Genomic DNA, 23,610 nt, shown 5'->3' with positions numbered 1-23,610 from the left:
AAAACATCCCGCCCAGCAATGCCGAGCGGGATGTTTAATTTATTATAACACGAATACTTATTCTTTCGGCCCCAGGTAACTTGTTTTTAGGCTGCCGGTATCAACTACCACACGTTGCAATACTACCGAAGGATCAACAAACCAGTATTTAATGGTATGCTTTCCGGCCGCTGCAATTTTATGTTTTGTTGTTACTTTACGGGCGTTACCTAAAACCATTTGGGTCCAGTCGCGGCCATCAACTCTTGATGCAACATCAACGCGTTGGGGTGCCTCGTCATCAATTGATATGGCGTAGAATAAGCCATCGCCCCCATTTTTAAAATCAAGGGTATTACCAATAAAAGCGGTAACAGAAACATCGCCCGCCTGTTTAAGATTAACATCATACTCCAAATGCGGACTTGAGCCACCCGGTGCAGCGATACGAGGAGCAGTAACCGGCAAAGGCATTACACCCGATAATGTTAAACCATAATCAGGAATGATCGTCCAGTTGATATTGTTACCTGCAACTGCCTTGGTATAATGTTCAGCCTCAATAGCTAGATGGCCATTTTTGTCGCTGAATAAACCATTTACCTTTGGTGTGCTGCCATCCTGCTCAACCGGCAATAACGCGGTGTTTTTAGCGCTATCCGGGTTTAAAATAGTAAGCGCGGGCATTTTATTAGCAACAGGCTGCTGCCAGTTGTTATAACCTATATGCTGCTGATCGGCCATATGGTTCCATTTTCCATCGGCCAGTACAGTGTTATAATATTTACTTATCTCCGCATCCTTAGCATACAGCTCCTTTACTCTTTCGGCAGCTTTATTGGCTTCCACGGCATTTTTTTGCTGAGCATAGTACCTGTTCTTGGCTACTTCGTAATACATTTCGTTTAAAGTAGCGCAGGCCTGGATTGGGTAAAGTACCAACTCGTAAAACGAGTCCTTGTGCTCCTTATGCATAATGGTTGCCAGCTTTTCAGCCTCATCCCTTAACTTATTATAATCTGCTACCACACGCGCAAACTCGTTGTAATTTGCAAGGCTGTACGTGTTCTGGTCTAACGACTCAGGTTTACGCCTCTCGTTATAACGGGTATATTTAGTAAGCATGCTTGCTATTTGGGTAGCATGTTCAGCGCCAAATTGCTGTTTTGCCCACTCCACCGCATATTGTGGCAGTTTGTTAGCCGGCCAGCGTTTAGGGTTCCAGGCAAAATCAAGGAAAAAGCTGATAGGATATTCCATCGGCTTCAGGTCGCCTACATTTACTACCCATATCTGTCTGGCGTTATACTCATAGGCCAGGTTCATTTGCTGCCACGTTTTTGATATGGTGCTGGTATTTAACCATTTGTAATTACGCGGCCCACCCACATAATCAAAGTGATAATATATACCATAACCACCCTTACGCGGCTTATCTGTTATAGCAGGCAGTTTACGTATGTTACCCCAATTATCGTCGCACAACAACAAGGTAACATCATCCGGAACACGCATGCCTTTATCGTAATAGTCCTGCACCTCTTTGTACAAGGCCCAAACCTGTGGTGTTGCCGATGGGTCTTTTTTAGTAACATCGGCAATTATATCGCGTTGATCCTTCACTATGTTTTCAAGCAGGGTAATGTTAGCGCCCTGGCTCATTGGCATATCGCCGTCACCGCGCATAGCCAGGGTAACTACAGTTTCTTTGTTGCCCATATTTTCTATACCCTTACGCCAAAACTCTTTTAAACCTTCTTTATTTTTATCGTAGTTCCACTCGCCTTTACCATAACGTTTCCATTCTTGCTGTGCACGGTCCATTGGTTCGTGATGCGATGTGCTCATAACAATGCCATACTCGTCGGCCAAAACTGGGTTTAGCTTGTCATCATCATTAAAAGCATTAGCCCACATGGCCGGCCACAAAAAGTTACCCTTCATACGCAAAATAAGCTCAAACATGTGCTCATACAACTGATGATTAACACCTCCAAATTTCTCTTTGGCCCATCCTGAAAAAGCAGGCGCTTCATCATTTATAAATATGCCGCGGTATTTAACTGCCGGGCTACCATCTGTATGTCTGCCCGGTGCTACATAAATAGCCTTTTTTGTTTTAGGCGCAACATCAGCATACCAATACCATGGCGATACCCCTATTTGCGATGACATATCATACACACCGTAAATGGTTCCGCGTTTATCGCTGCCGGCAATTACAAGCGCGCTGCTAACACCCGGGAATGGGTTAGCTACAGGCTGCACCAGGTAGGTTTCCCATTTGCCGGCAATATCTGCTACGTTTAATTTTTTTTGTTTTACCAGTTGGTCTATCCATTGGTTTTTACCAAGCGTACCAACAATTACTATTTGTTTACCCTTAGGCGTAGTTGCCAGTGCCGCTGTAGACCCCGTCACGGCCTTTACATCAGTAATAAAACTATTAACAGCTCTTTTTACGCCGGGCCATTCACCATCACTCACCAATATGGGCGATGCGCTGCCGTTGGCAACTAATTGGAAATAGCCGGCTCCGGCCTTTTCGGCTACATAGCTTGCGTGGCCCGGGCCTTGTGCTAATGCCGAACCCGCGATAAGGCTTAAGGCGATAAGCAAATTTGATTTTATATATTTTATCTTCATGTTCATATTTTGGTTTACACGACGCCACACGCGTATTTTAATTGTTAATTGATTAAACAACCAGCGAAATTTCTTTAAAGCCTGTTTTAAATTTTACCCGGACAGGCAGCCCGGATCCGGACATATAAACGTAACTACATCGTTAGAGTACGTTATATTTTTTTTTGCCGATAAGCGATTAATGTAAAATTGCGGGCAAAGATGTTTTATGCCCTTTTGGTTTTTGTTGAATAGAGCATCTAAAGTAAAATTTTATAGCCAAATTGAGTAATTATGGGGGTAACTTTTTTGATACGGTTGGGTGTTTTACTCACCCCTGCCCCTCGTTCTACGAAGGGCAGGGGTCGACGAGCGAAGCAACGTCGGGGTGAGTCCCCTTTCGTAATTTTTATATATTTGTTATTATAGCCTCGCTAATACTGTTAAATTATTCAACGCGTTACAATCTAAGTTGCAGCCATTTAATTTGTTTATATGTTTAAAATAAGGGTAAGCCATTTTATTGTATGGTTTATTTTGCTGGTTGGGGTTAAAGCCGTAAAGGCGCAGAGCGATATCAATTTCACGGCCATTACGGCAAAAGAAGGGCTTCCATCAAACACTGTTAATGCCGTTATTAAAGATAAATACGGCTTAATGTGGTTTGGCACCAGCAACGGTTTAAGCCGGTTTGATGGCAGCAACTTTACGGTTTACCGGCACGAGGTTGGGAACCCGCATAGCCTGCCTACTAACGACATCGTATCGCTTTACGAGGAGAAGAGCGGCCGCTTGTGGGTAGGTTCAAGCAATGGAGGAGTGTATTACTATGATCGCAATTCGGACAGTTTTATCGCGTTTGAAGCTAAAGGCCCATCGCCGCAAATAAAAAATACTTCTGCAAGGGCATTTTACCAGGACCATAAGGGAAATTTATGGATAGGCACTTATGGAAATCTGATTATAATTGATCTTAAAACTTCAAAGGTTACAAGTAAGCCGGTCAGGAATAAAAAGGTGGACGAGCCCGGTTCGTTTGTTGTATTATCCATATTTGAAGACAGCCGCCATCGCCTTTGGTTGGGCACCAACAAGGGCTTGTTTTTATACAACCGCAAAACAGACGACTTTAAGGGGTTTACACATGTAAACACAGATGCCAATAGCATTAGTGATGACGCTGTAAAAACAATAACCGAAGATACCAATGGAAATATTTGGTTCGGAACGCAGAATGGGCTAAGTAAATGGATAGGCGATGGCCGCTTTAAGGTATATCATGCCGGGCCGGACGAGCGTAGTATCAGGAACGATGTGATCTTTGCCATTTATCCGGATGCGTACGGCAAGCTTTGGGTGGGCACAGAAAACGGCCTTGACATTTATGACCCGGCTACTGATTCCTTTTATCACCACGTAAATAACCCCCGCGATATATTTAGTATCCGAAACAATTCTATACGCAGTATTTACATTGACCCGGCTGGTATTTACTGGGTGGGCACATTTAGGGGCGGTGTAGCTAAGTATGACAAAGCTTTACCCCTTTTTGACTTAAAGCTAAGTAATTCGTTTGACCAGCAGGGGCTCAGTTCGCCGCTGGTTAATTGCTTTGCAGAATATAAAAACGAAAAAGTATTTCTGGGCACAGACGGTGGGGGCCTGTCGCTGTTTGATAAAAATACGCGTTTACTTAAACGTTACCCGCTGCAAAGCAAAGTAACCGGCAAACAGGCGGGTGTTATATTAAGCTTACATATGGACCACCTGGGAAATCTGTGGGCAGGCACTTACAACAACGGGCTTTTTTGTGTTGATCCGGCAAGCGGCACCTACCGGCAGTTTACCGCGGATGGAACAGCTAACACCATAGCCGGTAACGATGTGTCGGCTTTGATGGAAGATGGGAACGGAAAAATATGGATTGGTACCATAGGACGCGGTGTTAGTATTTACGACCCTGCTACAGGCAAATTTAATCAGTTCAACAATAAATCAGCTTCTGCCTTTGCGCAAAAATCTCCGCTAAACGATTTCATCAATGCTATAACCCGGGGGCCCAACGGCGATGTGTGGATAGCATCAAACGGCACCGGCATTGCTGTTTATCATATATCAAACGGTGCCGTATCAAGGTATGACAAATTAAACAATAACCTTTCTGACGATATAGTTCAAACCATTTATGTATCAAAAGACCGCACAGTGTGGGCAGGCACCAACCAGGGACTGAGCTACTTTAATGCCAATACAAAAAAATTTGCAACCTATACCGAAAAAAACGGACTTGCCAATGCAAGCATAAAAGCAATTGCCGAGGATGAGCGCGGTGGTCTTTGGTTAAGCACGGATATGGGGATCAGTTTGTTTGACAGGAGGCAAAAAACGTTCCGCAATTTTACCAATGAGAATGGTGTACAACAAGGCTCTTTTAACAGAACCTCCGTTGTAAAAACATTGAGCGGCGACATCTATTTTGGTGGCGAAGAAGGATTTAATTTCTTTAATCCTGCTGCGTTGCCTGAGGCTACTGCGCCGGCACGGGTAATATTAACTGATCTGAAAGTTAACAATGTACCGATTATACCCGGCGAGGACGCGCCCATACAACAGCAGATAGCTATCAGCAAAGAAATACAGTTAAAATACGGGCAAAACTTTTCAATAGGCTACGTTGCGTTGGATTATACGTCGCCAATGCAAAACAACTATGCCTATATATTAGAGGGGTTTGATAAGGAGTGGAATAATGTGCGCAAAACAAGGGTAGCTAATTATACCAATATAGCCCCGGGCGAATATGTATTTAAGGTTAAGGCAGACAACAACGACAAGTTTTCTAATAACGTTATAACATCTGTTACAATTATTGTTTCGCCGCCTTTTTGGCGAAGCATTTATGCCTATTTTATTTATGCCGTGGCTATTTGCGTGCTTATTCTTTGGATAAGACAACGAGGTATTAACAATCTAAAAAGACAGTTTGCCCGTGAACAGGAAGACCTTAGGGTTGAACAAATGATTGAAACAGAAAGAAGGGAAGCAGCGCAATTGCATGAGTTGGACAAGGAAAAAATTCAGTTTTTAACCAATCTTAGTCATGAGTTTAGAACTCCTATTTCCCTTATCGCTGCTCCGGTTGAAAAATTAATAGGTAAAAAATTAGGAGACGAGGCCAATAAAGAGCTGAATGTAATAAACAGAAACATACGGCGCTTGCTCAATTTAGTAAATCAATTGTTGGATTTCCGTAAAATGGAGGAGCATCAGCTAAAACTTGATCTAACTGCTGCTGATGCGATAAAGTTTATAACGGAAACAGCAGATTCATTCACGGACATAGCCACAAAGAAGCAAATATCGCTCGAAATAAAAAACGCGCGCCCTAATTGGCAAGCCTGGTTTGATCATGACAAGCTGGAGCGTATAATTTTCAATCTGCTATCAAACGCCTTTAAGTTTACCCCTGCCGGAGGGTTGATCACCCTGGAGACAGAAGTGAATGAAAATGCCGTTACTCCATACATTACAATTATTGTATCAGACACCGGGGTTGGCGTGCCTGAAGAGGACCTCGCGAATATTTTTAACCGTTTCTATCAATCGCGACAGCCATCGTATATTCTTAACCAGGGCACTGGCATTGGCTTATCCATTATAAAAGAATTTGTTGAGTTGCACAATGGCAGTATCGTTGCCCAACTTTTACCCGAACGCGGCATGCGCTTTATCGTTGAACTACCGCTAAAACCCGCTGCTGTGGCGCCAAAACCGGTTAGCGCACCGCAACAAGATAGAGTACTCGTTGCAACGGAAGAGCAAACTGATGATGACCAAACAGACCGGGCAATTACTTTGGAACAGATCCCCCGCATATTGCTGGTAGAAGATAATGATGAATTTAGGCAGTACCTGGCCGAACACCTGGAAAAATATTATCAAATAATTGAAGCGGTAAACGGTAAAGAGGGCTGGCAAAAAACGCTGTCGGCACATCCGCAATTAGTGGTAAGTGATGTGAGCATGCCGCAAATGAATGGTGTGGAGTTAAGTAAAAAACTAAAAGCCGACAAACGCACACGCCATATCCCCGTAATACTGCTAACCGCTGCAAATGGTGAAGACGAACAGCTTAAAGGCCTTAACGCCGGCGCAAATGATTATCTGACCAAACCTTTTAACTTCCAGATCTTGCACGCGCGTATAAGCAACCTGCTCGAGTTAAATAAGAGCCTTAAAGATACTTACTCCAAACAGATCCATATGGTGGCAGAGCAACTGCCCGAAACAGAGTCGGCAGACGTAAAACTTCTCAATTCATTGATATCATTTATGGATGCGCGCCTTAGCGATCCCAATTTGTCTGTTGAGGAGTTAAGCAAACATGCGGGTATGAGCCGGGGCTCTTTATACTACAAACTAATTGAGTTAACCGGCCTCACGCCTATTGAATACATGCGATCTGTTAAACTTGAAAAAGCCGCTGCATTGCTGCAAACAAGCGACTACAACGTAGCACAAATAGCTTACATGACCGGCTTTGGAACGCCAAGCTATTTTTCGCGGATGTTTAAGGGAAAATTCGGGATGCTGCCGTCGGGGTATTTGAATGATAAGCGGGGAAAATAAATAACAATGGGGTGGCTCTGAGCTGGGTGAGCCACCGTGAGCCCTGTGAGCTACCGTGAGCCCTGTGAGCCCAATATCATCTATCTTAAAAAGAACTCCGTAGGAGTTAAAGGTCGGTAGAAAAGAGAAAACAAGGCTTCCGTGCCGTAGGTACGCAACTCAGTTGGCATGCCTGTAATTGTCTTTTATTGTTTTTACCGACCTTTTGCATCTACGATGCATTTCACCTCAACTTAATAACATTGAGCCTGAGGTACTATCTGAAAGCGTCTCAGGAAAAATACTAAATAAAAAGCCGTCCCCGCAGTATTGCTGGGACGGCTTTTAAAATCAAGTTGCATAATTTTTATTTGTAGAACCTGTCGTTCCATTTTAATTCATTGCGTAATTGGTCAATACGGGTATCCTTACCAATGCGTATAAACTCAACACCCGCAATTGATGCGAAATCATACAGATGCTCTGCCGTTAAATTTTGGCTGTAAGCTGTATGGTGGGCACCACCTGCATAGATCCACGCCGCGCAGGCCGTCTTCATATCAGGTAACGGTTTCCAAAGCACACGTGCTACAGGTAAGTTAGGTAACTCGTTGGTTGGCTCAACAGCTTCCACTTCGTTTATCAATAAACGGAAACGGTTGCCCATATCAATTAATGATGCGTTAAGCGCAGGGCCGCCGGCAACATTAAATACCAAACGCGCAGGATCAGCTTTACCGCCAATGCCTAAAGGATGCACCTCTAAAGTTGCTTTACCACTAGCCAAAGATGAATCTACCTCCAGCATGTGCGAACCCAGCACCAATGAGTTATTAGGATCAAAATGGTAAGTGTAATCTTCCATAAAAGCGTTTCCGCCAGCTAAGCCGCTGCCCATAACTTTACAGGCACGTACCAAAGCAGCTGTTTTCCAATCGCCTTCACCGGCAAAGCCGTAACCACTTTCCATTAAACGCTGTGCAGCAATTCCCGGTAACTGTATCATGCCGTGCAGATCTTCAAACGTATCGCTAAAGCCTTTGTAGTTTCCTTCCTCCAGGAAAAAGCGCAAGCCTAACTCAATTTTAGCTGCGTCAAATACAGATTGGTGTTTCGCTCCGCCTTTGCGTAATGAAGCATCCATATCATACGTTGCCTCATATTCAGCAATCAATTCGTTTACCGCGGCATCACTTACCTCGTTAATCACTTTAACCAGGTCGCCAATACCGTGGGTGTTTACAGAGAAACCAAACTGTAGTTCAGCTTCTACCTTATCACCATCAGTAACGGCAACATAGCGCATATTATCGCCAAAACGAACAAATTTAGCACCTTGCCAATCGTGCCAGGCCGCGGCTGCTCTAGACCAGCTGCCAATTTGCTCAGCAACTTCATCCTCCTGCCAGTGGCCAACAACTACCTTACGCTCCAAACGCATTCGCGATACCATGAAACCAAACTCGCGGTCGCCGTGGGCACTTTGGTTAAGGTTCATAAAATCCATATCAATTGAGTTCCATGGAATATCCCTGTTAAACTGGGTATGCAGGTGCAGCATCGGTTTTTTTAGAATGCTTAAACCACGGATCCACATTTTAGCAGGCGAGAAGGTGTGCATCCACGTGATGATACCGATACAGTTTGCCGCGTTATTAGCCTCGGCAATGGTATTATATATCTCGTCTGTACTTTTAACTACCGGTTTGTAGACAACAGTTACCGGTATTTGGCCGGCGGTATTTAAACCCGCTGCAATTTGTTGTGAGTGTACGGCTACCTGTTTTAGGGTTTCTTCGCCATACAGGTCCTGGCTTCCGGTTATAAACCAGACTTCTAGTTTTTTTAAATCAATCATTTTTTATTTAGTATTTATTATCGGTCGGGTGTGCGTCGCGTATCTTAGCTTTGGCCGTAGTAAGAATCGGGGCCATGCTTACGCTGAAAATGTTTATTTATTAGGGTATCTTTTAATTTTGGTGCCTGCGGATTGATCCTCTCGGTTAAAAAAGCCATCTGGGCCACGGTTTCTAAAACGGCGCTGTTGTAAACGGCTTTAGCAGCTGTTTTACCCCAGGTAAACGGTGCATGGTTACCCACCAGTATCATCTCTACCTCTTTATAATCCAGGTTGAATTTGTTAAAGTGATTGATGATCTGGAAACCGGTTTCATACTCGTAATTGCCCTTTATCATTTCATCATCCATGGGCGGCGCACAGGGAATATCGGTTGTTAAATGGTCGGCATGTGTAGTGCCGAAAATTGGGATATCTCTTTGTGCCTGTGCCCATGCAGTGCCATAAGTGGAATGCGTATGCACAATGCCGCCAATGGTATCCCAATGCTTGTACAACACAGCGTGGGTTTTAGTATCTGATGATGGTCTTAGCTTTCCTTCAACAGTATTACCGTCAAAGTCAACTATTACCATGCTATCCGGTGTAAGGTCTTCGTAAGGCACACCGCTTGGTTTAATAGCAAATACACCGGCGCTTCTGTCAACCGCGCTAACGTTGCCAAAGGTAAACAACACCAAGCCCAATTTTGGAAGCTGCATGTTAGCCGCGTAAGCTTCCTCTTTTATATGCTGATAGGTACTCATGCTGAAAGTGATTGTTCTATTTGCCTGGTTTGGAAAGTTATAAAATCGCCAAGGCCTTTATATTGCTTGTAGCGTTTGGCATATACGTCGCTAAGTTCTGCGTTTGGCTCATACACTACATCAAAGCCACCGCCCATTGCCTCCATTGCTGCTTCTACATTAGGATGCAGTTCTGCAACTACTGATGCAAACATGGCAGCGCCTAACGCGCAGGTATGCACGTGCTGATGTATCTTAATAGGCATGCCTATTATATCAGCCATCATTTGCATAATGAATGCTGATTTTTTAGCAACGCCCCCAATACCTATTAAACCTTTAACAGGTACACCCTCATCTATCATACGCTCAACAATGCTTTTGGCGCCAAAACAGGTAGCTTCTGCAATGGCCCTGAAAAAGCGTGGTGCATCTGTACCCAAATTTAAACCGATAACAGCGCCTTTAAGCGACTGATCAGCATCAGGCGTGCGGCGGCCGTTAAACCAATCAATAGCCAGTTCGTTGGTTTCTTCAATAGGTAACAATGCCGCCTGGCGGCTTAACTCAGGAATTATCTCTTCAAAAATTTCGTTCTTCAAGGCTTCAATGGTATCCTCATCAATAACCTTTGAGCTGCTTAACAGGTTATTTAACGGCCATGATACAATATTTTTAAACCATGCATAAGTATCGCCAAAAGCAGACTGACCTGCTTCTAAACCCGCCATACCCGGTATAACCGAACCATCAACCTGGCCGCAAATACCTGCAACCAGTTTATCCTTCATTTCGGCATTAGGGGCAACCAGTATGTCGCAGGTTGATGTACCCATAACCTTACTTAAAAAGTAAGGCTCAATTTGCCCGCCAACGGCGCCCATGTGCGCATCGAAAGCGCCAACACCAATTTTAACATCGGCAGGAAGGCCCAGTTTAGCTGCCCATTCAGCGCTAATGCTTCCGGCAGATACATCAGACGTATAAGTATCTCTGAACAACCGCGAAGCGAAGCCGGCCAGTAAAGGATCTAAAGTTGAAAAGAACTCATCCGGCGGTAAACCACCAAACTCTTCGGCCCATAAGGCTTTATGCCCTGCAGCACATCTGCTTCTTTTTATTTGCGAAGCGTCCTTTCCACCGGTTAATACAAACGGTATCCAGTCGCAATGCTCTACCCATGAGTAGGTTGCCTTGCGCACCTGCTCGTCAACACGGATAATGTGTAAAAGCTTGGCCCAAAACCACTCTGACGAGTAAATACCGCCAACGTATTTTAAATAGTTGATATCAAATTTTGTAGCATGGTCATTTATTTCTGCAGCCTCTTTAATGGCTGTATGGTCCTTCCATAAAATGAACATGGCGTTAGGATTGTTCTCAAACTCAGGCGTTAGCGATAAAGGCTTTCCTGTTTTATCAACCGCTATAGGTGTTGAGCCTGTTGTATCAACAGATATACCGCGTATATTATCGGCAACGGCCTTACCGCCTGCTTTTTGTATAGCATCCTTAATGGTTATTTCAATGCCCTCCAGGTAGTCAAGCGGATGCTGCCTGAAAACATTCTTAGGCGCATCACAAAAAAGTGCCTTTTGCCAACGCTGATAGTAGTGAACAGACGATGCCAATTCTTTTCCGTTAGCGGCATCAACTATAATTGCGCGCACAGAATCAGTGCCATAATCAACACCAATTACATATTTATTAAGTTCCATAGATGGTTAAAATTCGTGTCTAAATAACACTTAATTTTTTATAAAATGAAATATTTTTTCCAAACATTGCAGGCTTAAAAGCCAGAAAATTACGTTGTAAGATTATCCGGATTAGGTATAAAATTTAAAAAAGCCTGAAACTTAGCGTAATAGTTCTGCATGTTAAGCTGATAGTAATAAGCCCCCCGCTTTGATCCCGATTTATCTTTATCCTGCAATTTTATAAGCAATTTTGTAGCTAATACCCGCTTGCTAAAATTCCGTTTATCAATTGTGGTATTATAAACGCTTTCGTATAAATTTTGCAGTTGCGGTATGGTAAACTTGGCAGGCAAAAGCTCAAACAAAATAGGGTGAAGCGCTGCTTTGTAGCGTATTTTTTTTCGCGCCATCTCAACCATAGCGGGCTGGTCAAATATTAGTTTAGGTATTTTTTTTAGCGGGAACCATTCGGCATGATAGTCGTGGCTTATCTGTTTCTCGTATTTTGATGTATCTATCAGCGCGAAGTAGGCAACCGATGCAGTACGTTCTTTAGGATCACGGCCCGGATCGCCAAAAGTTTGCAACTGCTCCAGGTATACGCCATCTAATCCGGTTAATTGTTTAAGTATTCGGTTGGCCGATTGATCAAGGCTTTCATCTGGCTGCACAAAGCCGCCCATTAAACTCCAGTTGCCTTTTTCGGGTTCAAAACCGCGCTGTATCAATAATATTTTTAACAATTCGCCGTCAAATCCAAAAACAATGCAATCTACCGCTAATAATAAACGAGTTTGGTTATGGTACTTTTGCATTTTTTTGATTTGTGACTAAAGGTCAAATATAAAAAATACGCGCGTATTACCACTACCGTCACCATACCATATTAACTAACTTTTAGGTAAATATTACATAACAAAAAACCCGCTCTAATAATAGAGCGGGTTAATTAAACTACTTAAGTAGCTAAACCTTATTAATAACCGTTGTTTTGAGGATATTTAGGGCCTGTTAACACGGCGTTAATCAAATCCTGAGGTATAGCTCTGCGCATATAATCATCTTTAACGTTTGTGGCTGCAAGGCTACCTGGTCTGTACATTTTAACACGACGAACAAGCTGACGTGTTCTTGACAGGTCTTCCCAACGACGTTGATCGCCGAACAGCTCTTTGCTGTATTCGTCTAATATAATGTCCATACCGTTTAATGGTGACCCCACAGTATTGCTATAAGCAACGCCCATTTGAGCTATCTCAGTAGCGCTTAATTGCATAGCGAGTGCGTTTGCGGCATTAGCTGCAGCCATATTTGCGCTGGTAACCCTAAAATTACTTTTTGGGATACGATCGCCATCAGCCGGAACACGGTAAGCAGCACGTGTTCTAAGCACGTTAAGTGCAGTAATAGCGGCAGCGGTGTTGCCAGCCATGTAGTTTGCTTCAGCCTGCATTAGGTAAACTTCTGAAAAACGCATCAATATTATCGGGCGTGCCGAGAAGTCGTTCAATCTGATACGACGCGTATCGTCAAACTTCTTTACCGTCGGCCACCTAATGTTGTTTACCTGTAACGGTTCAATTATTAATCCTTTGAAAGCGTCTCTTCTGGCCATAGTTACATCGCCTGGTGCAATAAGGATAGCGGTATCACCATCAACCGGAATGTTGTATGATGTTTCAGAAAAATTGCTGGTTTTAGTTAAAACGCCTTTTGAACCACCTGTGCTGGTTGTACCGGCAGCTAAAGTTTTGTTGCATATCCAGAATGTTTGGAATGTTGCATCAAAACGGCTGTCAGGGTATTGACCTGCAGGCCAAAGTCTGTAAATATACGGGCCATTTGGAGCAACACGTGCATACGGACGACCGTTATAGTTGTCGCGAACCATAGGCTGCTTGCTTGTATTAACTGTTTGTGGTATGTTATCTATACCGCCAACATTGTCAATACCTGCAGAACCTATATAGTTCCAACGCCAGATAACATACAGTAGATTGATACCATAACCGCCGGATGGACCTTGGTTATAAGCTGTGTATTGAGCGTCTGCGCCACCCAGACCGTAGTCTACTGCAAACATATTTTCTTTACCGTAGTCATTTTCAACCTTGTGCTCATCAGCATAGTCCTGCCAAAGGTCAAACCCATAAGTAACTTTATTGGTTATCACATCAGCACAAAGATCAGCCGCTTTCTGGAAATCACCCGGCTGGGCTATCTCTGATAGATAACCGCGCGTTAAGTAAACCTTTGCTAATAAAGCCTTGGCTACACCAACTGTACCTGTTTTACCAACACCCGCAGCAGAAAATGGACTGCTTGCATCAACTTTAGCAGGTAAACCGGTTATAGCATCATTCAGATCTTTAATTATCTGGTTATAAATGTCAGCTGCGTTAGCAGGGGCATCAGCAGTTGTAGCTTCAGTAATAAAAGTGGTGTGTAAAGGTATACCACCTGGCTGTGTAGCGGTTTTACCACCGTACTGTTGCACCAGGCGGAAGTATATAAATGCGCGTAAAAATCTGGCCTGGTTAATATACTGAGCTTTTTGCACCGCAGTTAATTGAGTACTTGCCTCAGCATATTGCAAAACTCCATTCAATGTATTGATATCAGACCATAAGCCGCCGAAACCTGGCCCATTTGAACTGGTAAGACCGTTCCAATCTACCATTTGGTTGTTGTTACCAACGCCAGATCCCAATTCGCCCAATATCGCTTCATCTGTACCTAGCCAAAAATCGGCTCTATCACCTTGATAATAGTCTCTCAGGTCACTATAAACACCGGTGACGCCCGCTGCTATACCACCTGCGGTACTAAAGTAATTGGGATACAATTGATCCCTTGGTTCTTCAACCAACAGCTTTTTACAGCTGGAAACTGTACCTATTATTGCTGCGGAGGCAAGAATAATTCCTGTTTTTTTAAATATTTTCATAAAATATGTCTCCTTTAATTAAAATCTAGCGTTTATTCCAAAATAAAACTCACGTCTTTGCGTACCGGCATTAAGCCCTACAGATCTGTTGCCTGTATTACCAGGCCCCTGAGCTATGTTTCCATTGGTGCTGCTGCCCACTGGAGTGGCATTAACCGACTCTGGGTCAACAACTGAGAAACTGTAATTGCTAACAGGCGAGTAGATAACAAATGGATTAGTTACGTTAGCATAAACTCTTAACGAGGATAAGCCTATAGTTTTGGCTATACCAGACGGTAAATTATAACCTAAATTAAGCGCTTTTGCACGGATGAATGATCCATCATAATATTGCAACGTTGACATGTAGTCAGGAAAGCGCTGGTTATTTGGCATAGGGAACGCGTTGGTAGGGTTACGCGGGGTCCAGTAATCAATAACCGGCTGATTATGACGGCCCGTGTTTAAAAACTGCCAGCCTGTTGTACCTGAGTTAGATGATGATACATAAGGAACCAGCGTAGTAAAGCCCATACGAGCGGTAATCACCAAACTTGCATCAAAACCTTTGTATGATACCCTGTTAGTGAACCCAAAGGTGTAATTAGGGTTAAAGTGGCCAATTATCTGGTTGTCGTTAAAATCAATCTTTCCGTCTTTATTAACGTCTTCTACTCTGATCTGACCTGGCCACTGCAATGGAGAAGTTTGGCCCCTAACGTTGCCATAAACTGGGTAAGTGGTGCCGGTTGTAGCCGGATAAGTCAACGTACCAGTTTGCGTAGCATCAGACAACTGCCAAATTCCGATCTTTCTGACATCATAGATAACAGATAATGGCTGACCTACAAATTGACCAGAATTTATATTCTGCATTGAACCGTTAGGCAATTCAAGGATCTTTTCGCGTATGAAACCGATATTAAAGTCTGAAGACCAGCTAAAACCACCTAAGTTTTGAATATTAACCGTGCTTAACGTAAATTCAATACCCTTGTTTTCAGTAGTACCTAGATTGGCATTCTGACTTGCTGCGCCTAAAGTAGACGGCAGGATGTTAGGAAGGATGATACCGGTAGTTTTTTGGCGGAAAACCTCGATGCTACCACTGATACGGTTTCTGAATAAGGCAAAATCTAATGCGATGTTAGTTTCAGCCGTACGCTGCCAGGTAAGGGTAGGATTTACAAGATTTGTAGAACGTACACCTTGTGAATTACCTGTAGTTAAGCCGCCGTATTGGTATGCTGCGTTGTCTAACTGACCTAAAGTTTGATAGGCGCTGTTATTTATGGTTGAGTTTTCACCATAACCAGCACGCAGTTTTAAATTATCTACGAAGTCATATTTCTTCATGAAATCCTCGTTAGTAATGGTCCAGCCTAAACCAACCGATGGGTATGAAGTCCATTTCTTTCCATCAGCCAGCGTTGAGTTACCGTCAGCACGCATTGTTGCTGTAACGTTATACCGATTGTTAAAGGTGTAATTTGCACGGCCAACATATGACAAAAATCCTAACTCGCTCCATGACCCACCTGTACCGGTAACAGTACCCATTGAAAGGCGCGAATTCTTATTAGCATCAGATGGAATGCCCTGCGCGTTTACGTTAGAGTTTTCAGTGTGGTTACGCTCAGCAGTGAATACACCCGTTAAGTTAAGGTGGTGTTTGCCGAAAGTATTGTCATACGTTAATAAGTGCTCCTGCGCTACCCTGAAGAACGAGTTGTTGGTTGTACTCGCCGTAGTTGCGGCTATATTTGCAATGCTAGTGCCGTTAATACCATTGTATTGGCCACGGTTTGATTGCGAATAGTTATAGTTAATAGTATACTTATAAGTTAAATGATCAATCGGCTTAAGTTCTGCGTAAACTATGTTATCGCTAACTAAAGCTCTCTCATAGTCATAATACTGATCGCGTTGTTGCGCGCGCAGCAACGGATTACCTGTAGATTCATCATTCTGACCTACAAGCGGCCTTACAATCATATTACCAGCTGCATCATATACTTCTGCCAAGGGGCTGTACCACTGGGCGGTGCCTAACTGGTCGCCGCCAGAACGATCTTGAAGCCTGAGTGTATTACGGATTGAACCACCTATTTTAAGGGCTTTACTAATTTGATGGTCAATGTTTATATTGAAGGTAATACGTTTTGTACTGTTATTAGGTTGCAGATTGTCGTTTGATGATGTACGATAACCCAAGGCAGTATTAAACTGTGTTTTTTCTGTACCGCTTGAAACGCGTAGGTTTTGGTCCCATATAATAGCGTCTTTAACTAACAGGTTCACCCAGTCATTGTTCACTCCCTTAGCCCGGGCAGCGGTTTCTGCCGGAGTTAGGCCATAAGGGGTTGCGCCTGCGTTTCCTTGAAGGATAGCGCCTTCTAAAGTTACATCCTTAAGTCTGGCGTACCCTTCGGCATCTTCAGTTTTAAGTTTGCCTTGTAACCTGTTAACACCTATGTACGTGTCGTATGAAACCTGGCTTCTGCCAACACGACCTCTATTAGTTGTGATCAGGATAACACCACCCGAACCGCGTGAACCATAAATAGCAGTTGATGATGCGCCCTTTAATACATCAACGCTTTTAATGTCGGTTGGATTAATATTACTGATGTCATTATAAAAAGGCACCCCATCCACTACAATTAACGGCCTGTCTACGTTGTTTGAACCTGCTGTAATTGTACGGGCACCCCTTATGGTAATGTTACCGTTAACAATATCTAAACCGGCAACACGGCCAACTAATTGCTGGGTAACCGTAGCTGCAGGTATTTCCTGTAATACTTTTGCATCAATTGAAGTAACAGTACCGGTTACATCAGTTCTTTTCAAAGCACCGTAACCAACCACTACAACTTCGTTCAAGTCGCGTGCATTAGCAGCCATAGTGATAGTTCCAAGATTGGGATTGCCGGTAGCAATAGGTTTAACCACATCTACATACCCAATAAAGGTAATGGTTATGCTTGCTGTACCTGTGGGTACAGTGATTGAAAAGTTACCGCTGGCGTCGGCAGTAACGGCATTTTGTGTGCCTGTTGCCTTAATGGTTGCGCCAACAAGCGGTTCGCCTTTGTCGTCTAAAACACGGCCTCTAACCGCTATTCCCTGCGCAAAGGCAGCAGCGGAAACCAGGCTGATCATTGCGATCAGGCATATCGTTTTCCACCACTTTACATTAATAAAAAGTTGAAGTTTGCTCATATAATTAGTTTTACTATTTAAGATTCATTATAATTTAAAATAACCACCTGTCCTTGACATGCGATTAATTAGCGGGTTATTATGTCTCTTCTTTTTTTGTCATTTAACTGGTTACTGGTTTAATTTATAATCGGGTTACTAATAATTTAACTTATGGCATACCACACATAGCATTTTATTCTATTTAAATAGGTTGAATACAGTTAAAACTTGTTTACTGTAAAAACAACATAGCAGATAAAACAATTAGAAATGGTTAAGTATCACAGGGTGATATATTGGTCTATAATTTATAGTGATAATGCCTTTAATTACCGCCACTAATTTGCGGCGGACGCTTGTTTTGCACTATCACATATCACCAAAATTATATCACAAATGTTTAAAGAGGTGCTTTATTGGGCTAAAAATTTACGCAAACGATATAGAATTTTACGCAAACGAAATAGTTGGAAAGCTAAAAAGAGAAGATTTTTACGCAAACGCAATAGTTGCACGGGAGTTGTTTTGCAACGTTTTACAATTAGCACAAAAGTTCAAGTTGTAAGTTTTTACTTTATAACTTATCAATTCTTATGCATTGCATACCGGCACTTTTGGCGGCATCCTCGCCTGCGGCTCCGTCCTCAAAAACAAGGCAATCGGCAGCAGGTATATTAAGCTGGTTAGCGGCAGCCAAAAACGGATCAGGGTAAGGTTTGCCTCTTTCTGTTTCGCCGGCGCATACTATTACGTTAACCAGATCAAGCAATCCTAAAACCTGTAGCGTCTTTTCAACAGCCTGGCGGCCACTGCCCGACACCACTCCTATCATAACCTTGCCCACATGGGCCCTTAAATGTTCTGCAACAAATTCTACAGGCTGAGTAAGGTGTATGTACTCACTCAAAAAAAGCTTGTATTTTAATTCCTTAAACTCGGCTGCATCGAAATCAGTGCCGAAACGTGTGTTCATTTCGTTAATAACATCTATAACGGGCCAGCCAGCTAATTCATCAATAATATCGCCGTTAATAACGTGTCCCTTGCTTAGGGCTACTTTTAAATAGGTCTCTTTATGGGCTGCCATGTTATCTGCCAGCGTACCGTCGCAATCATACAGAAAAGCCTTATAGCCTTTACTGAGGTTGGTTAGTTGTTCTAATTTATCAAGGGCAGATGCGTTCATATCAATTTAAATTGCGGCCGAATATAATTATGCATAACCAGATAAAATTGCTTAAAAGCAAAAAAAGCAGACCGGAAGCCGGTCTGCTTTGATATTTATCAATGCAAAATACCTTATTTAGCTACGCTAAATTTGTAAATGCTTGTAGTTTTATAAGTTTTGCCAGGGGTTAAAGTGGTTGAGGCAAACTCTGGCTTGTTAGGTGCATCCGGGAAATGTTGTGTTTCCAAACATAAAGCTGAACGCAATCCATAAGCTACTTTACCTTTACCATCTTTAGTACGGCCATCTAAAAAGTTGCCACTGTAAAACTGCAGGCCGGGCTCCTCGGTGTAAACATCCATAACAATACCGGTAACAGGGCTTTTAACAGTTGCTACCACATCTTTTAATGTGTGTTTATTAAGCACAAAGTTATGATCATAACCTTTACCAAATTTTAATTGCTCCTCGGCAGCGCCAATATCTTTACCTATAGCTTTTGATGTAGTAAAATCAAACGCGGTACCTTTTACAGGAGTGATCTTTCCGGTTGGGATCAATGTATTATCAACCGGTGTAATGCCATCTGCAGCTATGTGTAGCTCGTTGTTAAGTATGGTTGAATCGCCTGCACCATTCAGGTTAAAGTAGGCGTGGTTGGTTAAGTTAACTACTGTAGTTTTATCAGTTGTAGCACTGTAATCAATCTGCACTGCGTTGTCATCAGTTAAGGTATAAACCACCTTAACATTCAAATTTCCCGGGTAGCCTGCTTCGCCATCTTTAGAAAGATAAGTTAATTCTAATTTTTGGTTACCTACCTGTTTTGCATCCCATACCTGCATCCAATAGCCATGGGCACCACCATGCAGGGTATTTTTTCCATCATTTAACTCAAGGGTATACTCTTTACCATCTAAAGTAAATTTGCCGTTTCCAATTCGGTTGCCGTAGCGGCCTATCAGCGCGCCAAAGTAAGGCTCGCCACGTTTTTGGTAGGTTTTTACGTCATCGTAACCTAACACAACATCTTTAAACGCGCCGGTTTTATCTTTAACATTTAAACTTACAATGCGGCCGCCGTAGTTAGTTATGGCTACCGTCATACCGTTTTTGTTAGATAAGGTATAAAGATGGGTAGCTTTCCCATTTACTGTACCTGTAAAATTACTGCTGTCAGGAAGTGCAGCACTTGTTTGCTCCATAGTATTCTCTGTTGTTGTTGTTTTCTCTTCAGTGGGTGGCGTACAGGCATAGTTACCTACAGCTGCAACCGCTATTAAAGCTGCCACGAAAATTTTTGATTGTGTTCTCATTATCCAGTTTATTTATGGTTTGGTTTACTTTAATTCAAGCGATACGATTGAATGCGCCGGCAATTTAACAGATATATTGTTACCGTCCTTTTTCGCATCGTTAAACGCTACAAGTTTAATATTATTGGGGTTAGTAAAAGTATTAATATTTGTAACATCTGTACCGGTAAGTATTTGGCCGCTAACTGTGCTCCAGGTGGCATTGCCTAAATCAGCCTTAAAGTCAATTGCTTTATTGTTGTCAATGTTCACTATAGTAAGGTGGATCTTCCCGGCGGCATCTTTTGATGCTGATACATTAACCGCAGGCAGTTTCTTTCCGTCAAACTCGTAATCCGGAACATCCAGTTTAATTGGCAGTAGTTTAGCATCCTGATGTACCTTAAACATATCAAAAACATGATAGGTTGGTGTAAGAATGATCTTTTCTTTTTGTGTTAAGATCAATGCCTGCAAAACGTTAATGGTTTGCGCCAGGTTGGCCAATTTTACCCTATCGGCATGGTTGTTAAAAATGTTTAGCGTAGTTGCCGCTACCAATGCATCGCGTAAGCTGTTTTGCTGATACAAAAATCCCGGATTTGTGCCTGGTTCAGAGTTGGTCCAAACGCCCCACTCGTCAACCACCAAAGCAACTTTTTTATCCGGATCATACTTATCCATAATGGCCGAGTGTTTGGTAACAAACTCTTCCATCCTGAGGCCGTTTTTTAATGTATTAAAATAGGCAGCCTCGGTAAACCCGGTAGCCGGGCCTTTATCGTTCCAATCGCCGGTAGGCAGTGTGTAGTAGTGCAAGGCAATGCCCCATATATCCTTTTTAACGTTTTTCATTACAACTTCGGTCCAGTTGTAATTATCACCGGCAGGGCCGGTAGCAATTTTCTTTAGCTTGTTATTGCCGTAGTCTTTAGCGAAGATGGCGTAACGTTTGTACTCGTCGGCATAGTGCTCCGGCGTCATGTTGCCTCCGCAACCCCAGCTTTCGTTACCTACGCCCCAAAATGTTACGTTGTATGGTTTTGGGTGGCCATTTTTAGCGCGAAGATCGCTAAGCGGGCTCTTCCCATCAAAGTTAAGATACTCTACCCAGTTAGACATTTCCTGAACGGTGCCGCTGCCTACGTTACCGGTTATATAAGGCTCAGTGTTTAACAGTTTGCAAAGTTCCAGAAACTCGTGTGTGCCAAAGCTGTTATCTTCGGTTACCCCGCCCCAGTTAGTATTAACCATTTTGGGCCTGCCGGTACGTACCCCAATGCCATCGCGCCAGTGGTATTCATCGGCAAAGCAACCGCCGGGCCAGCGCAGGTTAGGTATTTTTATCTTTTTTAACGCGTCTACAATATCCAATCTAACCCTATCCTGCTTTTTAACAGGCATTTTAGCATCAACCCAAAAACCATCATAAATGCCACGGCCCAAATGCTCGGCAAACTGCCCGTAAATGTGGCGGCTTATAACCATGCCATTATCATTGCCTATTGTAGCTTTTGCACTTTGAGCGAAAACCGACGATGCGCCAAGGGCCCATAACGCCAGCGTGCCTACAGATAACAAAGTTTTTTTCATATATTAATTTGTGTAAGTATTTAATTAGTCAACTTTAATAACAGGATTACCTGATTTAATACCACTCTCGTTAAACGCGTCAACAGTAAAGTAGTAACTCTCCGCTTTGTTAAGGCTTCTAATGGTTACCTTTTCGGTTCCTAAAACCTGATAGGTATGATACAACTTATCGGGCGCTGTACCGTAACGCACATTGTAACCTACCGCGTTTGGCGTTTTTATCCATGATATGTCTGCCACGCATGGATCTGATTTTGAACGGCTCACAAATATGTCGTTCTTTTGGGTCATTACGCCATCTGTGCCTTTTCCAAACACGCGCAGATCTGCAATGGCAAATTTGCCTGATGGTACCTTGTAATTGGTTAGCCTAATGTAACGCGCCTTTATAGGTGCACTTAGTTCCAGGTAATCGTGCGGGGCATCTATCTTATTAGTGCGTTTATCGGCAAGGGTTTTCCATGTTTTCTTATCTGTTGAGTATTGCAGCAAATACTGGTAATAATCGTTATCGCTACGGCCGAAGGAACTGGCCTCGTTTTCAGCGTAATTAATTTGCACTGCATTTACAGTAGAGACTTTTTTAAGATCCATGGTAATCCATTCCCCTTTATCGCCCGTGGCAGCGCTCCAATAAGTGCGTATATCCTCATCAGAAGCATTCTCTTTTTGATATTTTTCCTGAGCTGACGAAACCTCAACAGGCTTTTTATAGGATAACAACATCCATTTAGGCTTTAACTCAGCAGGGCTTGAAAGTTGTTTTTTTGGCAAGGTAAGCGGGAAATCGCCAAAATCTGTATAGGTATGGAATATACCATCTTTATCAAAAAACAAAGGGAACAGGCTAAGGCGGCGCTCAAACATATGTTTTACTGATATAACATCGGTAGATACGCGCCAGTAGTTACCATAGTTATCTTTAAAGGTACCGCTATGGCCCGCACCGGCTACAAAACCTTCGGGGCGCATTGAGCCCGGGTTATTAGGCATTAAGGTAAATGGGCCCATCGGCTTGTCAGACACATAAACACCGTCGTTATAGCTTTTAAACTCTGTGCCCGGTGCAGAATATTGCCAGTAATATTTCATGTTGTGTTTAGTAACCCAGCTTCCCTCTATCCACGGGCGGCCATCAACAGTTTGGTAATCGCCGCGGCGCTCCCAGCCATGGTTCTCTTTATCGCTGTTAAAAAACACGGTTGGCTGCCCTAACGGAAGCATGGTCTTTGGATCCAGCTCAACTGCATACAATGGGTTAACGTTTGAACATCCGTAATAAAAATATACCCGGTCATCATCGTCGGCAAATAAAAACGGGTCTATCATAGTTATGGGGAACTTGTCCTGAACTACGGTCCATTTTCCTGTTTTAGGATCTGCCGTTTTGTAAATTTTAAGTGGGTTATTGCCCGATGCCATAAAATATACTTCGCCTCTGTAAACCATTGCAGTTGGCGCATAGTCTTCAAGCGGCAGATCGTTGGTTTTTATCAGGTCCCAGTTTACAAGATCAGTAGAATGAAAATAACCGCCTGATTTGGATGCAAACAGATAATACTCTCCCCTAAAATTTATCATTGCCGGGTCCGCTGCCTCACGACGAGACGTTCCGTCAAGCGCGAAACGGTAACTCAGGTTTACCGGATTGATGATAGTTGTTTGCTTGCTTTTGGGCAACACAAGCTGCGCCTTAGTTGCCCCTGAGGCAATTACCAGGCAACACGCCAGAACAAGATTTCTCATATTATATTAAAGTTTGGTATTAATACACTTTTATTCAGCCAATTACATTTCATAACACAATCTGTAAAAAATCAGGGCTGATGGCGATTTTTAAATGGTTTATACGTGCTGCAAATTACACACAATAACCAGGTTATAACGTTTGGTTTTCTTTTCGCTAATGTATAAAACCATTTT

General features: G+C 43.0%; 12 protein-coding genes. 1 reads left to right on the top strand and 11 read right to left on the bottom strand.

The features are described from left to right. Window positions 1-57 precede the first annotated feature (57 nt). Window positions 58-2,625, bottom strand: coding sequence for a glycosyl hydrolase 115 family protein (locus tag ACFQZS_RS14555; protein ID WP_377101463.1), 2,568 nt, complete (start codon window positions 2,623-2,625; stop codon window positions 58-60). A gap of 474 nt (window positions 2,626-3,099) precedes the next feature. Between ACFQZS_RS14555 and ACFQZS_RS14550 the strand changes: the two genes are divergently transcribed. Then, the gene (locus ACFQZS_RS14550; protein WP_377101460.1) at window positions 3,100-7,233 is read left to right on the top strand and encodes a hybrid sensor histidine kinase/response regulator transcription factor; all 4,134 of its coding nucleotides are present in this window, start codon (window positions 3,100-3,102) and stop codon (window positions 7,231-7,233) included. Between the two features lie 346 nt (window positions 7,234-7,579). On the opposite strand, the gene araA is transcribed toward ACFQZS_RS14550, so the two are convergent. The 10 genes from araA to ACFQZS_RS14500 form a co-directional block, all read right to left on the bottom strand. Next, window positions 7,580-9,070: an L-arabinose isomerase gene (gene araA, locus ACFQZS_RS14545; RefSeq protein ID WP_377101457.1), complete on the bottom strand. Its 1,491-nt coding sequence runs from the start codon at window positions 9,068-9,070 to the stop codon at window positions 7,580-7,582. 44 nt (window positions 9,071-9,114) lie between these two features. Further along, window positions 9,115-9,816: an L-ribulose-5-phosphate 4-epimerase gene (locus tag ACFQZS_RS14540; RefSeq protein ID WP_377101454.1), complete on the bottom strand. Its 702-nt coding sequence runs from the start codon at window positions 9,814-9,816 to the stop codon at window positions 9,115-9,117. Continuing rightward, on the bottom strand, window positions 9,813-11,513 hold the full coding sequence (locus tag ACFQZS_RS14535; RefSeq protein ID WP_377101452.1) for a ribulokinase: 1,701 nt from the start codon (window positions 11,511-11,513) through the stop codon (window positions 9,813-9,815). The genes ACFQZS_RS14540 and ACFQZS_RS14535 overlap by 4 nt, the downstream gene beginning before the upstream one ends. An 89-nt stretch (window positions 11,514-11,602) precedes the next feature. Further along, window positions 11,603-12,310, bottom strand: a complete 708-nt coding sequence (locus tag ACFQZS_RS14530) for an NUDIX hydrolase (RefSeq protein WP_377101449.1) — start codon at window positions 12,308-12,310, stop codon at window positions 11,603-11,605. 161 nt (window positions 12,311-12,471) lie between these two features. After that, window positions 12,472-14,442 carry a RagB/SusD family nutrient uptake outer membrane protein gene (locus tag ACFQZS_RS14525; protein ID WP_377101446.1) on the bottom strand — a complete coding sequence of 657 codons (1,971 nt, stop codon included), beginning with the start codon at window positions 14,440-14,442 and terminating at the stop codon, window positions 12,472-12,474. A gap of 18 nt (window positions 14,443-14,460) precedes the next feature. After that, on the bottom strand, window positions 14,461-17,649 hold the full coding sequence (locus ACFQZS_RS14520) for a SusC/RagA family TonB-linked outer membrane protein (RefSeq protein WP_377101443.1): 3,189 nt from the start codon (window positions 17,647-17,649) through the stop codon (window positions 14,461-14,463). Between the two features lie 556 nt (window positions 17,650-18,205). After that, entirely contained in the window at window positions 18,206-18,817 is a 612-nt protein-coding gene (locus ACFQZS_RS14515; protein ID WP_377101440.1) for an HAD family hydrolase, read from the bottom strand. 113 nt (window positions 18,818-18,930) lie between these two features. Beyond that, entirely contained in the window at window positions 18,931-20,115 is a 1,185-nt protein-coding gene (locus ACFQZS_RS14510) for an aldose epimerase family protein (RefSeq protein WP_377101437.1), read from the bottom strand. Between the two features lie 24 nt (window positions 20,116-20,139). Further along, window positions 20,140-21,687 (bottom strand): alpha-N-arabinofuranosidase, encoded by a 1,548-nt coding sequence (locus ACFQZS_RS14505; RefSeq protein ID WP_377101432.1) that lies wholly within the window; start codon window positions 21,685-21,687, stop codon window positions 20,140-20,142. A 24-nt stretch (window positions 21,688-21,711) separates the two neighbouring features. Next, window positions 21,712-23,433, bottom strand: a complete 1,722-nt coding sequence (locus ACFQZS_RS14500; RefSeq protein ID WP_377101429.1) for a family 43 glycosylhydrolase — start codon at window positions 23,431-23,433, stop codon at window positions 21,712-21,714. Window positions 23,434-23,610 lie beyond the last annotated feature (177 nt).

Source organism: Mucilaginibacter calamicampi (genome assembly GCF_042676765.1).
GTDB lineage: Bacteria > Bacteroidota > Bacteroidia > Sphingobacteriales > Sphingobacteriaceae > Mucilaginibacter > Mucilaginibacter calamicampi.
Note: the sequence above shows the minus strand (reverse complement) of the source record. Positions and strands in the feature narration are given on the sequence as shown.

Bases quoted from the DNA above. Each gene is read 5' to 3' on its own strand.
- ACFQZS_RS14555 (WP_377101463.1), bottom strand. From the start codon at position 2,625: ATGAAGATAAAATATATAAAATCAAATTTGCTTATCGCCTTAAGCCTT.
- ACFQZS_RS14550 (WP_377101460.1), top strand. From the start codon at position 3,100: ATGTTTAAAATAAGGGTAAGCCATTTTATTGTATGGTTTATTTTGCTG.
- araA (WP_377101457.1), bottom strand. From the start codon at position 9,070: ATGATTGATTTAAAAAAACTAGAAGTCTGGTTTATAACCGGAAGCCAG.
- ACFQZS_RS14540 (WP_377101454.1), bottom strand. From the start codon at position 9,816: ATGAGTACCTATCAGCATATAAAAGAGGAAGCTTACGCGGCTAACATG.
- ACFQZS_RS14535 (WP_377101452.1), bottom strand. From the start codon at position 11,513: ATGGAACTTAATAAATATGTAATTGGTGTTGATTATGGCACTGATTCT.
- ACFQZS_RS14530 (WP_377101449.1), bottom strand. From the start codon at position 12,310: ATGCAAAAGTACCATAACCAAACTCGTTTATTATTAGCGGTAGATTGC.
- ACFQZS_RS14525 (WP_377101446.1), bottom strand. From the start codon at position 14,442: ATGAAAATATTTAAAAAAACAGGAATTATTCTTGCCTCCGCAGCAATA.
- ACFQZS_RS14520 (WP_377101443.1), bottom strand. From the start codon at position 17,649: ATGAGCAAACTTCAACTTTTTATTAATGTAAAGTGGTGGAAAACGATA.
- ACFQZS_RS14515 (WP_377101440.1), bottom strand. From the start codon at position 18,817: ATGAACGCATCTGCCCTTGATAAATTAGAACAACTAACCAACCTCAGT.
- ACFQZS_RS14510 (WP_377101437.1), bottom strand. From the start codon at position 20,115: ATGAGAACACAATCAAAAATTTTCGTGGCAGCTTTAATAGCGGTTGCA.
- ACFQZS_RS14505 (WP_377101432.1), bottom strand. From the start codon at position 21,687: ATGAAAAAAACTTTGTTATCTGTAGGCACGCTGGCGTTATGGGCCCTT.
- ACFQZS_RS14500 (WP_377101429.1), bottom strand. From the start codon at position 23,433: ATGAGAAATCTTGTTCTGGCGTGTTGCCTGGTAATTGCCTCAGGGGCA.